Source organism: Hydrogenophaga sp. UC242_53, from assembly GCF_042696965.1.
Lineage (GTDB): Bacteria > Pseudomonadota > Gammaproteobacteria > Burkholderiales > Burkholderiaceae_C > Hydrogenophaga.
This window is the reverse complement of sequence record NZ_CP170552.1, coordinates 1367935-1379778: the sequence shown is the minus strand read 5'-3', so window position 1 is coordinate 1379778 and position 11844 is coordinate 1367935. Positions and strand designations below refer to the sequence as shown.

The following is an 11844-nucleotide window of genomic DNA, read 5'->3' as shown; positions in this document are numbered from 1 at the left end:
AATCCATGTCAGGCCACCCCGCGGGCGGCCCTCGCGCCGATCACTGCGACGCTAGGATCGAGCCCCATGAAACACATCGACATCGCGGGCATTGGCCTGGAAGTGGCTCACATTCCGGGGCCGGCGGAACGTGCCCCCCTGGTCTTCCTGCATGAAGGCCTGGGCAGCGTGGCCATGTGGCAGCAGCGCGGCCGGCACTGGCCCGCCGAGCTTTGCACCGCCACAGGCCGCGCGGGCTGGCTGTACTCGCGCCGGGGCTATCGCCAGTCCGACCCCGTGGCAGACGTGCGCGGCCAACCCCGGTGGCAGGGGTCCTGGCACATCGGCCGCCACGAGCCCGACTACATGCACCACGAAGCCTGGCAGGTTCTGCCTGCGCTGCTGCAAGCCCTGGGCGTGCCCGAGCCCGTGCTCGTAGGCCATTCGGATGGCGCCACCATCGCCCTGCTGCACGCCAGCCGGCACCCGGTCGCGGCCTGCGTGGCAGTGGCGCCCCACGTGTTTATCGAAGACATCGCGCTGAACGCCATCGCCCAAGCCAAGACCTTGTACGAAGGCGATCCCGACGGGCTTCGCCAGCGCCTCTCGCGCTACCACGCCGACGTGGACAACGCCTTCTGGCAGTGGAACGACGTCTGGCTCAGTCCGGCCTTCCGCCAGTTCGACATCCGCGCCGAATGCCAGGCCATCACCGCCCCCTTGCTGCTGGCGCAAGGCCTGGGCGATGAGTACGGCACCCTGGCCCAGCTGGACGAGATCGCGCTGGCGGCGCCGCATGCGCAACGCATCGAGCTGCCCGATTGCGGCCACAGCCCCCACCGCGATCAGCCTGAGGCCTTGACCCGCGCCGTGGCGGATTTTCTGGCCCGCTTGGGCTGATTTCCCCGCCTGGGGGATGCACGCCCGACGCGCAGTTGGGCACAATGGAACGTTGGCCGGACGCGGGCGCCGCCGGCCTGGCGCGCCATACCGCCATTTGCATCAAACGACCTCAAAACCCCAAGAAATTCACACGAAACGCGTACACACAAGGCCACAAAGCCCCGCCGAAGGTCCGGCAAACCTCTACACTTTGATACAAATAGACGCCACCCCTCCGCCACACATGAATACTTGGAACAACCCATGGCTGCTTGCCGTGCTCGCGCCCGCTCTGCTGGCCCTGGGGGCATTCCTGCACCGCGTCTGGGTCGACAAGCAGGCGCGGGAACGGCGGCGCATTCCCAAGCATTGGCCGCTGAGCACCCGCGCGCTGGCCAACAGTGAAGAAGCCCGCGTCTGGCACTGGCTGGCGCGCGCCTTCTACGACCACCACGTCATGATCAAGCTGCCGGTCACGCGCTTCACCTTGCCGCGCGACAAGGAGCAAGGCATGGACTGGTACAAGCTGCTCGGCGGCGTGTATTGCACCTTCACCGTCTGCCGCTCGGATGGGCGCGTGCTGGGTTGCCTGGACGTACCGGGCAGCGCTGGCTTGCCGCGCAGCACCCGCACGCTCAAACACTCCCTGCTGACCCAGTGCGGCCTGCCTTATTGGGTCGTGCGCTCCAACAGCCTGCCCACGGTTGCCGAAATCCGGGCCGAGTTCCTGGGCGAGTCCTCGCTCAACCACTCCATGCGCGAGCGCGAAATGGAAGAGCGCGCCATCATCGCCGCGCAGGCCAACCTGCGCACCGCGCTCACGCGCCAGCGAAGCAACCGCAACAGCGATTTCAGCCCGCTGTCGAACTGGCCCAACAGCACCACCGGCGACCCGCGCAGCGACTTCAACTCGCAGTGGCAGGAAAACTCCTTCCTCATGCCGCTGGACAGCCGCAAGGGCGATCTGCTCTAAGCCTGGCGCGCCGCCTGCTAGGCGCTCGCCGCACCGGGGGCCTTCTGCGTGAGCGCCAGCACCTCCGCCGCGGTGAGCCACCGCCACTGACCCGCCTTGAGCTCGGGCGACAGCACCAGAGCGCCGATGGATGACCGGTGCAGGCCTTCCACCCGGTTGCCGACGGCCGCCACCATGCGCTTGACCTGGTGGTATTTGCCCTCCGTCAAGGTCAGCCGCAGGTGAAGCTCGCTGACGGCTTCACACGCCTCGGCCTTCACCGGCTGGGGATCGTCGTCCAGCACCACCCCTGCCAGCAAGCGGCCGATCTGCCGCGCATCCAGTGGATGCTTGACCTGGGCCTCGTACACCTTGGGCACGTGGTGGCGCGGCGACGTCAGCCGGTGGATGAACTTGCCATCGTCGGACAGCAGCAGCAAGCCCGTGGTGTCCTGGTCCAGCCGACCGACCGCCTGCACGCCCGCGGCAGCCCCGCCCCCGCGCTGGCGCAAGGGCCCAGGCAACAGGGTGTAGACGCTGGGGTAGGTGCTGGGCTTCTGCGAACACTCGTAGCCCGCGGGCTTGTGCAGCAGCAGGTAGGCGCGTGCGTGGTAGTGCCAGACCTCACCCTGCACGCGAAACACCAGCCCCTCCTCCTCGAAGAGAGCTGAGGGATCGGTACACGGAGAGCTGTCTTCACCCACCGACACCAGCCCTTGCTGCACCAGGCCGCTGCAGATGCGGCGGGTGCCGAAGCCCTGGGAAAAAAGAATGTCCTGCAATTGCATCATGGTGCGGGAATTGTCGCCGCTCGCCCGACTCAGACCACGACACACCAGAATGGCAGGCCGCCCTCCGTGGGCACCCTCACTTTTGCGCATGAAGCAACGGATCAAGACCTGGCTCAGCACACAGGACGGACTGCGCCACCACCGCTGGCTGCGCTGGATGGGGCCGGTGTTGCACCAGCCCAGGTTGTGGCACTTCAGTCGCAAAGGCATCGCCATGGGCGTGGCCGTGGGCATCTTCTTCGGCCTGCTCGTCCCGATCGCGCAAATGCCCCTGTCGGCCGCCGCGGCCGTGCTCCTCAGGGCGAACCTGCCGATGGCGGTGGCGCAGCACCTTCGTGACGAATCCGGTGACCTTCGGGCCGGTCTACTACGGCGCCTACCGCCTCGGCAAGGTGGTGTTGGGCGAACCTCGCGTGACGGAGAGCGAGGCGATGGCCGCGCTTGAGAGGGTGCGGGCTGAAGAGGAGAAGGCCGAGGGAGCGCGCCCAACCTGGTCGCAGCGCCTCGCCCGAGGTGTCGAGCACCTGAGGACAGCCGGCAAGCCGCTGGCCGTGGGTCTGGCGATCATTGCCACCTTGAGCGGGCTCACCGTCTACGTCCTCATCAGCGGGCTGTGGATTCTCAAGACACGCTGGGAACGCAAGCGACGGCTGCGCGAGCGCTCTTCGCCGGACACCTGAAGGCCGCTAGCTTCGCAGGGCCGAAAAAAACCCACCCGGCACCGGGTGGGCTTTTCAATAGATGGTGGAGCTGGGGGGATTCGAACCCCCGTCCGCAAGCCTTCTTCGAGCAGTTCTACATGTGTAGCCGTCTGTTTTGGGTCTCGCCGCCCGAGTCGCGCAGTGGCACGCTAAACGGGAAGCCAGCATCCTTGAATCTCACCCTGCGCCAAGGTGCCCGACGCAGAGCCAGCCAATGTGAATTACCTCGCAGCCGGGAGGTCTTGCGACCCCCTTGCCCAGCCCATCGGCCTGCTGTTGCGAGGCTCACCGGTGTTTAAGCGGCGAGTGCGAAACGTTCGTCGTTTGCAGTTGGTTTTTTTCTGCGGATTAACGAGGTGACAGAACCTCGACATGCCCTGCTGCGCGTCCGAACCCACGTCGAAACCAGTGCAGCCCCAGGAAGACAGAGTTTAAGGCAGTTCCAGCAATTTCAAGAGCTGCAGGGGCGAAGAAACCTCCGCGTCCGCACCCCAGCTGGCCACGTCGGCACCATAGCCGAGGTAACCGTACCGAGCAGCCACCGTCGGCATGCCCGCCGCCTTGCCCGCCCGGATGTCGCGCTCGTCATCGCCCACGTAGATGCACTGGCTCGGCAGCAGCTGCAACCGGCGCGCCGCCTCCAGCAAGGGCTCGGGATGCGGTTTGGCATGGGGCGTGGTATCGCCGCTGATCACGACAGAAGCGGTCTCGAAGAGCGCCATGGCCCGCGAAAGAGGATTCGTGAACCGCTGCGACTTGTTGGTGACCACGCCCCAACGAAGCCCACCGTCCACGAGGCGGGCCAGCAGATCGGCCACGCCGTCGAACGGCGCCGTGCGTTGGGTCATGCAGACTTCGTACGCACCAAAGAACTCTTCCTTCAACGCAGGGTAGTCCGCGTGCTCGGGCGTGATGCCGAACGCCACATGCAGCATGCCCCGTGCCCCGGAGCCCGCATGAGGCCGGTATTGCTCCAGCGGCAGCGAGGCCATGCCCCGGCTCACCCGCATGCCATCGGCAGACGACCCAAGATCCGATGCGCTGTCGATCAACGTGCCGTCCAGGTCGAACAGGACGGCGTGCACCCCTCGAAAAACAGTCATGGTTTGCGTGTGGCGAACAGGTAGTTGACGCTGGTGTCGGCGCTGAGCCAATAGCGTTGCGTCAAGGGGTTGTATTCCATGCCCCGGGTCTGATCGAGTTCCAGACCCACGGCCCGGCAATAGCTCGCCAGCTCGCTGGGGCGGATGAATTTCGCGTACTCGTGCGTTCCCTTGGGCAACAGCTGCAGCAGGTACTCCGCCCCGAGCACCGCGAACAGGAAGGCCTTGGCGTTGCGGTTGAGGGTCGAGAAAAACACCCAGCCTCCGGGTTTCACCAGGGTGGAGCAGGCGCGCACCACCGACGCGGGGTCGGGCACATGCTCCAGCATCTCCATGCAGGTCACCACATCGAACTCGCCAGGCTGCTCCAGCGCCATGGCCTCCGCGCTGATCTCCTTGTAGCTGACGTTGGCGGTGCCCGCCTCCAGCGCGTGCAACTGCGCCACCCGCAGCGCCTTGACGGACAGGTCGATGCCCGTCACGTCGGCACCTTTGCGCGCCATGGAATCGGACAGGATGCCTCCGCCGCAGCCAATGTCCAGCACCCGTTTGCCCGCCAATCCCGCCAATCCATCGATCCACCCCAGGCGAAGCGGATTGATCTGATGCAGGGGACGGAACTCGCTGTCGGGATCCCACCAGCGATGGGCGAGATCGGAGAATTTGGCCAGCTCGGCCGGATCGGCATTGACGTTCGGATTCATGCGTTGATTATCGCCAGCACAATAAAAAAACCGCGCCGAAGCGCGGTTTTTGGACCGGAACTGAAGGGAATCAGTTCTTGCGGGTGCCGACCACTTCGACTTCCACGCGGCGGTTCTTGGCGCGGCCTTCGCGGGTGGCGTTGTCGGCCACCGGCTGGGTCAGGCCCTTGCCTTCGGTGTAGATGCGGTTGCTTTCGATGCCCTTGCTCACCAGATAGGCCTTGACGGCTTCAGCGCGGCGGTTGGACAGCTTCTGGTTGTAGCCAGCAGCGCCGGTGGAGTCGGTGTGACCCACAGCGATCACGACTTCCAGAGCAATGCCGGACACCTTGCCAGCCAGATCGTCCAGCTTGGCCTTGCCTTCGGGCTTGAGCACAGCCTTGTCGAAGTCGAAGAAGGCGTCAGCAGCGTAGGTCACCTTGGACGCCACGGGAGCCGGTGCGGGTGCGGGAGCCGGTGCGGGTGCAGGGGCTGCGGCAGGAGCCGGAGCGGGAGCCGGTGCGGGAGCCGGAGCAGCGGCAGGAACGATCGCGCCGTCGCAACCTTGTGCGGCGGTGGCGGGCGTCCAGTTGGCATCGCGCCAGCAGAGTTCATTGGTGCCGTTTTTCCAAACCAGTTCGCTGGTGCCATTGCGCCAGTTGTCGATGGTTTGGGCGCCGGCGGCCGTTGCCATGGCGGCGGTTGCCAACAGCATTGCCACTTTGTTAAGTTTTTTCATGGTTTTCCTCTATATAAGCCGCAGACAGACTGCGTGACAAGAACGACGCTTCAAGTGACCACCACTAAAAACGCTGGAATTTATTGTGCCACAAGCACGGAATGCCCGGCCCGCCGGCCAATGCGGCGTTGTCGCCGGATACAGCAGGTCACGTCATTCGTTGTGGATGTACAACAAACGACCCAAGAAGTTGTAGGAGAACGCGCCGTCTAAAATCGCAGGTTGCCCTCCGGTCCATCTACGCACCTATTCCCTCGCTCATGACACAGTTCGCCAAAGAGACCCTGCCCATCAGTCTTGAAGAGGAAATGAGGCGCAGCTACCTCGATTACGCCATGAGCGTGATCGTGGGGCGCGCCCTGCCCGACGCGCGGGATGGTCTCAAGCCGGTGCACCGGCGCGTGCTTTTCGCGATGCACGAGCTCAACAACGACTGGAACCGCCCTTACAAGAAATCGGCCCGTATCGTGGGCGACGTGATCGGTAAGTACCACCCGCACGGCGACAGCGCGGTGTACGACACCATCGTGCGCATGGCGCAGGACTTCTCGCTGCGGCACATGCTCGTGGACGGCCAGGGCAACTTCGGCTCCGTCGACGGCGACAACGCCGCCGCCATGCGCTACACGGAAATCCGCCTGTCGAAAATCGCCCATGAAATGCTGGCGGACATCGACAAGGAGACCGTCAACTTCGGTCCCAACTACGACGGTTCGGAAAAAGAGCCGCTGGTGCTCCCGTCGCGCCTGCCCAACCTGCTCGTCAACGGCTCGGCCGGCATCGCGGTCGGCATCGCCACCAACATCCCGCCGCACAACCTCAACGAGGTGGTGGACGCCTGCCTGCACCTGCTCAAGAGCCCCGAGGCCTCCATCGACGAATTGATGGAGATCATTCCCGCGCCCGACTTCCCCACGGCGGGCATCATTTACGGCATCAACGGGGTCAAGGACGGCTATCGCACGGGCCGGGGCCGCGTGGTGATGCGCGCCAAGTGCCATTTCGAGGACATCGACCGTGGCCAGCGCCAGGCCATCATCGTGGACGAACTGCCCTACCAGGTCAACAAGAAGACGTTGCAGGAGCGCATTGCCGAACTGGTGCACGAAAAGAAGATCGAGGGGATCAGCCACATCCAGGACGAGTCGGACAAGTCGGGCATGCGCCTGGTGATCGAACTCAAGCGCGGCGAAGTGCCGGAAGTGGTGCTCAACAACCTGTACAAGCAGACGCAACTGCAGGACACCTTCGGCATCAACATGGTGGCCCTGGTCGATGGCGCAGCCGCGCCTGTGCAACCTGAAGGACCTGGTCCAGGTCTTCCTGGAACACCGCCGCGAGGTCGTGACCCGCCGCACGGTGTTCAACCTGCGCAAGGCGCGCGAGCGCGGCCATGTGCTCGAAGGCCTCGCCGTGGCCCTGGCAGACATCGACGAGTTCATCCGCATCATCCGCGAGTCGCCCACGCCGCCCGTCGCCAAGGCCGAACTCATGGCGCGCCCCTGGGACAGCCAGCTGGTGCGCGAGATGCTCACCCGCACGCGCGCCGATGGCGGCGTGATCAACGCCGACGACTACCGGCCCGACGGCCTGGAACGCGAGTTCGGCATGGGTGGAGACGGCCTGTACCGGCTGTCCGAGACCCAGACCCAGGAAATCCTGCAGATGCGCCTGCAGCGCCTGACCGGCCTGGAGCAGGACAAGATCGTGGCCGAGTACAAGGAGGTCATGGGCGAGATCGACGACCTGCTGGACATCCTGGCCAAGCCCGAGCGGGTCTCGACCATCATCGGCGAAGAGCTGATCATCGTGAAGCAGGAGTTCGGCCAGACCAAGCTGGGCGCGCGCCGCAGCGAGATCGAGCACAACGCGCAAGACCTCGCCACCGAAGACCTGATCACGCCAACCGACATGGTGGTCACGCTCAGCCACAGCGGCTACATCAAGAGCCAGCCGCTGTCGGAATACCGCTCGCAAAAGCGCGGCGGCCGCGGCAAGCAGGCCACCGCCACCAAGGAAGACGACTGGATCGACCAGCTCTTCATCGCCAACACGCACGACTACATCCTGTGCTTCTCCAACCGTGGCCGGCTGTACTGGCTCAAGGTGTGGGAAGTGCCGGCCGGTTCGCGCGGTTCGCGCGGCCGCCCGATCGTCAACATGTTCCCGCTGCAGGAAGGCGAGAAGATCAACGTGGTGCTGCCGCTGACCGGCGAGATGCGCAGCTTCCCGTCCGACCGCTATGTGTTCATGCGCACCTCCATGGGCACGGTCAAGAAGACGGCGCTCGATGAGTTCAGCAACCCGCGCAAGGCCGGCATCATCGCCGTGGACCTCGACGAGGGCGACTTCCTCATCGGCGCGGCCCTGACCGACGGGCAGCACGACGTGATGCTGTTCAGCGACGGCGGCAAGGCCGTGCGTTTCGACGAGAACGACGTGCGCCCGATGGGCCGCAACGCGCGCGGCGTGCGCGGCATGCTGATCGAAGACACGCAGAGCGTGATCGCCATGCTGGTGGCCGAGGACGAAGAGCAGAGCGTGCTGACCGCCACCATCAACGGCTATGGCAAGCGCACGCCGATCGCCGAGTACACCCGCCATGGCCGTGGCACCAAAGGCATGATCGCGATTCAACAGAGCGAGCGCAACGGCAAGGTCGTGGCGGCCACGCTGGTGCACAACGACGACGAGATCATGCTCATCACCGACAAGGGCGTGCTGGTGCGCACCCGCGTGTCCGAGATCCGCGAAATGGGTCGCGCCACGCAAGGGGTGACGCTGATTGCGCTGGACGAAGGCTCCGAACTCTCGGGCCTGCAGCGCATCGTGGAGAACGACGCCAACGTGCCTGAGCTGGGCGACGACACGAACGGAGCGGGCGCAGCCGACGACGCGGGCACCGAGCCGTGATGGCGCGGCCCTACAACTTCTCCGCCGGCCCGGCGGCCATGCCCGCCGAGGTGCTGCAGCAGGCCGCGGCCGAAATGCTCGACTGGCACGGCAGCGGCATGAGCGTGATGGAAATGAGCCACCGCGGGCAGGAGTTCGGCGCCATCCTCAAGGCCGCCGAAGCCGACCTGCGCGAGCTGCTCGCCGTGCCGGAGCACTTCCGCATCCTCTTCATGCAGGGCGGTGGTCTGGCCGAAAACGCCATCGTGCCGCTGAACCTGTCGCGCGGGCAAACGGTGAACTTCGTGGTCACCGGCAGCTGGAGCCAGAAGTCGCTGAAGGAAGCGCGCCGCTACTGCGACGCGCGCGTGGCCGCCAGCAACGAAGCCGACCACCACACCACCCTGCCCGCGCCGGCGACCTGGCAACTCGACCGCAGCGCGCGCTACGTGCACCTGTGCAGCAACGAGACCATCAACGGCGTGGAAGTGCACGAGTTGCCCGACCTGAAGGCACTCGGATCCGATGTGCCGCTGGCCATCGATTTCTCTTCCCACGTGGCCTCGCGGCCGGTGGACTGGTCGCGCGTGGGCCTGGCCTTCGGCGGCGCCCAGAAGAACCTGGGGCCGGCCGGCCTCACGCTCGTGGTGGTCCGCGAAGACCTGCTGGGCCACGCCCTGAAAACCTGCCCCAGCGCGTTCGACTACAAGACCGTGGCCGACAACCACTCCATGTACAACACGCCGCCGACCTTCGCCATCTACATGGCCGGCCTCACCTTCCAATGGCTCAAGCGCCAGACCGAAGGCAACCTGAGCGGCGTGGCGGCCATGGAGGCGCGCAACATCGCCAAGGCCGAGTTGCTGTACGGCTTCATCGACCAGTCGACCTTCTACAGCAACACGGTCGCCAAGGACTGCCGTTCCCGCATGAACGTGCCCTTCTTCCTGCGCGACGAGTCGCGCAACGAGGCCTTCCTCGCAGGCGCCAAGGCGGCCGGTCTGCTGCAGCTCAAGGGCCACAAATCCGTGGGCGGCATGCGCGCCAGCATCTACAACGCCATGCCGATCGAGGGCGTGCGCGCCCTGGTGGCCTACATGCGCCAATTCGAACAAACACAGGCCTGAACCGATGACCCTTCCCTCACAGTCCGAAGCCCTGGGCACCCTGCGCGTGCAGATCGACGCGCTGGACCAGCAGTTGCTGGCCCTGCTCAACCAACGCGCTCGCGTGGCCGAACAGGTCGGCGACATCAAGCGCGCGGAGGGCTCGCCCTTTTTCCGGCCGGACCGCGTCGCGCAAGTCATCGAGAAGATCCAGGGCGCCAACCAGGGGCCGTTGCTGAACCAGCACGTGGCCTCGATCTGGCGCGAGATCATGTCCGCCTGCCTGGCGCTGGAAGCGCCGCAGCGCGTGGCCGTGCTCGGTCCGCAGGGCACCTTCTGCGAACAGGCGGCGATCGAATTCTTCGGCGGCGCGGCCAACCTGATCTACTGCGCCAACTTCGACGAGGTGTTCCACGCCACCGCGGCCGGCACGGCGCAGTTCGGCGTCGTGGGCATGGAGAACTCCACCGAAGGCGTGGTGGCGCGTTCGCTGGACCTGTTCCTGCGCTCGCCTGTGCACGTGGTGGGCGAAGTCAGCCTGCTGATCCGCCACAACCTGCTGCGCCAGGTCAATCACCTGGATGGCATCGAAGTCGTCATGGCCCACCCGCAGGCCCTGGCCCAGTGCCAGAACTGGCTCACGCAACACCTGCCGAACGCCGAGCGCCGCGCGGTCTCCAGCAACGCCGAAGGCGCGCGGCTGGCGGCCGAGAACCCGGCCTGGGCCGGCCTGGCCAGCGAACGCGCCGCCGCCCAGTTCGGGCTGCACATCGTGGCGCACGCCATTCAGGACGAGGCCTACAACCGCACGCGCTTTGCCGTGATCTCGCTGCCGCAGACCCTGGCCATGCCGCCCGCCTCGGGACGCGATTGCACCAGCCTGGTGGTGTCGGTACCCAACCGCCCCGGTGCCGTGCACGACCTGCTGGTGCCGCTGAAGAACAACGGCGTGTCCATGACGCGCTTCGAGTCGCGCCCGGCCAAGTCGGGCCAGTGGGAGTACTACTTCTACATCGACATCGCGGGCCACCCGTCGCAGCCGCACGTGGCCGCCGCGCTGGAGGAACTCAAAGGTCTCTGCGCCTTCTACAAGGTGCTGGGCGCATACCCGGTGAGCGAATGATGTTTGAACAACTGGGACTGATCGGCTGCGGCATGATGGGCGGCTCCTTCGCGCTGGCGCTCAAGCGCGCCGGGCTGGTCAAGCGCGTCGTGGGCTACAGCAAGTCGCCCTCCACCACCGAACGCGCGCGCCAGCTGGGCGTGATCGACGTCGAGGCCCCGTCGGCGCTGCTGGCGGTCTCGGGCGCCGATCTCGTGCTGCTCGCGGTGCCGGTCTCGGCCACCGAAGCCACCTTCAAAGCCATTCGCCACCTGGTGCGCGGCAACGTGCTGATCATGGACGTGGGCTCGACCAAGCGCGAGGTGATCGACGCCGCGCGCCGTGTGCTGAAGGACCAGGTCGGTGTCTTCGTTCCCGCCCACCCGATCGCTGGCAAGGAAGTCGCCGGCGTCGAGCACGCCGACGCGGACCTGTACCACGGCCGCCAGGTCATCCTCACCCCGATCGAACGCACGCTGACCGCCCAGCTCGAGAAGGCCAGCCAGCTCTGGACCGCGCTCGGTTGCCACGTCAAGCAGATGTCGCCGGAAGCGCACGATGCGGCCTATGCCGCCGTCAGCCACCTCCCGCACATGGTGGCGTTCGCCCTGATGAACGCCATCCAGGGCCAGTCCGATGGGCCGGATTTCCTCTCGCTGGCCGGCCCGGGCTTTCGCGACTTCAGCCGCATCGCGGCCAGCGACCCGGCGATGTGGCGCGACGTGCTCATGTCCAACCGCGAAGAGCTGCTGGCGCAGTCGCGCCATTTCCAGCGCGCGCTGCACGCCCTGGAGACCGCCATCAATGCCGGCAACCCCGACGCCCTCGAAGCCTTGATCGAACAGGCCAGCAGCGCGCGCGCGCGCTGGCGCATGACCGCCGTCAAGCCCCGCAGCTGAGCGGCGCCCCGGGCG

General features: G+C 66.0%; 11 protein-coding genes, 1 other RNA gene and 1 pseudogene. 8 read left to right on the top strand and 5 right to left on the bottom strand.

The features are described from left to right. Positions 1–66: 66 nt before the first annotated feature. On the top strand, positions 67–879 hold the full coding sequence (locus ACFJI0_RS07095; RefSeq protein WP_382323928.1) for an alpha/beta fold hydrolase: 813 nt from the start codon (positions 67–69) through the stop codon (positions 877–879). Positions 880–1105: 226 nt separating this feature from the next. Beyond that, the gene (locus ACFJI0_RS07090) at positions 1106–1834 is read left to right on the top strand and encodes a hypothetical protein (protein ID WP_291114818.1); all 729 of its coding nucleotides are present in this window, start codon (positions 1106–1108) and stop codon (positions 1832–1834) included. A gap of 17 nt (positions 1835–1851) precedes the next feature. Here the strand turns inward: ACFJI0_RS07090 and ACFJI0_RS07085 are convergent, their stop codons facing one another. Beyond that, entirely contained in the window at positions 1852–2601 is a 750-nt protein-coding gene (locus ACFJI0_RS07085; RefSeq protein ID WP_382325555.1) for a pseudouridine synthase, read from the bottom strand. Between ACFJI0_RS07085 and ACFJI0_RS07080 the strand changes: the two genes are divergently transcribed. Both ACFJI0_RS07080 and ACFJI0_RS07075 read left to right on the top strand, forming a co-directional pair. After that, on the top strand, positions 2552–3049 hold the full coding sequence (locus ACFJI0_RS07080) for a DUF2062 domain-containing protein (RefSeq protein WP_382323927.1): 498 nt from the start codon (positions 2552–2554) through the stop codon (positions 3047–3049). The two genes, ACFJI0_RS07085 and ACFJI0_RS07080, sit on opposite strands and share 50 nt — an antisense overlap. Continuing rightward, entirely contained in the window at positions 2940–3284 is a 345-nt protein-coding gene (locus tag ACFJI0_RS07075; RefSeq protein WP_382323926.1) for a DUF2062 domain-containing protein, read from the top strand. Before ACFJI0_RS07080 ends, ACFJI0_RS07075 begins: the two co-directional genes overlap by 110 nt. Positions 3285–3346: 62 nt before the next feature. Here the strand turns inward: ACFJI0_RS07075 and ssrA are convergent. The 4 genes from ssrA to ompA form a co-directional block, all read right to left on the bottom strand. Beyond that, positions 3347–3723, bottom strand: a transfer-messenger RNA (tmRNA) gene (gene ssrA, locus ACFJI0_RS07070). A gap of 13 nt (positions 3724–3736) precedes the next feature. Then, positions 3737–4408, bottom strand: a complete 672-nt coding sequence (locus ACFJI0_RS07065; protein ID WP_382323925.1) for an HAD-IA family hydrolase — start codon at positions 4406–4408, stop codon at positions 3737–3739. Then, positions 4405–5112 carry a bifunctional 2-polyprenyl-6-hydroxyphenol methylase/3-demethylubiquinol 3-O-methyltransferase UbiG gene (gene ubiG, locus ACFJI0_RS07060; protein ID WP_382323924.1) on the bottom strand — a complete coding sequence of 236 codons (708 nt, stop codon included), beginning with the start codon at positions 5110–5112 and terminating at the stop codon, positions 4405–4407. The genes ACFJI0_RS07065 and ubiG overlap by 4 nt, the downstream gene beginning before the upstream one ends. Positions 5113–5182: 70 nt before the next feature. Further along, on the bottom strand, positions 5183–5830 hold the full coding sequence (gene ompA / locus ACFJI0_RS07055; protein ID WP_291114826.1) for an outer membrane protein OmpA: 648 nt from the start codon (positions 5828–5830) through the stop codon (positions 5183–5185). Positions 5831–6090: 260 nt separating this feature from the next. On the opposite strand from ompA, the pseudogene gyrA reads away from it, so the two are divergent. The 4 genes and pseudogenes from gyrA (at position 6091) to ACFJI0_RS07035 (ending at position 11829) form a co-directional block, all read left to right on the top strand. After that, positions 6091–8743 (top strand): annotated as a pseudogene (gyrA, locus tag ACFJI0_RS07050) (DNA gyrase subunit A). Then, positions 8743–9849: a 3-phosphoserine/phosphohydroxythreonine transaminase gene (serC, locus tag ACFJI0_RS07045; protein ID WP_382323923.1), complete on the top strand. Its 1107-nt coding sequence runs from the start codon at positions 8743–8745 to the stop codon at positions 9847–9849. The pseudogene gyrA and the gene serC overlap by 1 nt, the downstream one beginning before the upstream one ends. A 4-nt stretch (positions 9850–9853) precedes the next feature. Beyond that, a complete protein-coding gene (gene pheA / locus ACFJI0_RS07040) occupies positions 9854–10951 on the top strand; it encodes a prephenate dehydratase (protein ID WP_291114832.1) in 1098 nt (365 codons plus the stop codon). Next, the gene (locus tag ACFJI0_RS07035; RefSeq protein ID WP_291114849.1) at positions 10951–11829 is read left to right on the top strand and encodes a prephenate dehydrogenase/arogenate dehydrogenase family protein; all 879 of its coding nucleotides are present in this window, start codon (positions 10951–10953) and stop codon (positions 11827–11829) included. Before pheA ends, ACFJI0_RS07035 begins: the two co-directional genes overlap by 1 nt. Positions 11830–11844 lie beyond the last annotated feature (15 nt).

What these genes read in the sequence shown, in the direction of transcription:
- ACFJI0_RS07095 (WP_382323928.1), top strand. Translation starts at nt 67, where the DNA reads ATGAAACACATCGACATCGCGGGCATTGGCCTGGAAGTGGCTCACATT.
- ACFJI0_RS07090 (WP_291114818.1), top strand. Translation starts at nt 1,106, where the DNA reads ATGAATACTTGGAACAACCCATGGCTGCTTGCCGTGCTCGCGCCCGCT.
- ACFJI0_RS07080 (WP_382323927.1), top strand. Translation starts at nt 2,552, where the DNA reads ATGCGGCGGGTGCCGAAGCCCTGGGAAAAAAGAATGTCCTGCAATTGC.
- ACFJI0_RS07085 (WP_382325555.1), bottom strand. Translation starts at nt 2,601, where the DNA reads ATGCAATTGCAGGACATTCTTTTTTCCCAGGGCTTCGGCACCCGCCGC.
- ACFJI0_RS07065 (WP_382323925.1), bottom strand. Translation starts at nt 4,408, where the DNA reads ATGACTGTTTTTCGAGGGGTGCACGCCGTCCTGTTCGACCTGGACGGC.
- ubiG (WP_382323924.1), bottom strand. Translation starts at nt 5,112, where the DNA reads ATGAATCCGAACGTCAATGCCGATCCGGCCGAGCTGGCCAAATTCTCC.
- ompA (WP_291114826.1), bottom strand. Translation starts at nt 5,830, where the DNA reads ATGAAAAAACTTAACAAAGTGGCAATGCTGTTGGCAACCGCCGCCATG.
- serC (WP_382323923.1), top strand. Translation starts at nt 8,743, where the DNA reads ATGGCGCGGCCCTACAACTTCTCCGCCGGCCCGGCGGCCATGCCCGCC.
- pheA (WP_291114832.1), top strand. Translation starts at nt 9,854, where the DNA reads ATGACCCTTCCCTCACAGTCCGAAGCCCTGGGCACCCTGCGCGTGCAG.
- ACFJI0_RS07035 (WP_291114849.1), top strand. Translation starts at nt 10,951, where the DNA reads ATGTTTGAACAACTGGGACTGATCGGCTGCGGCATGATGGGCGGCTCC.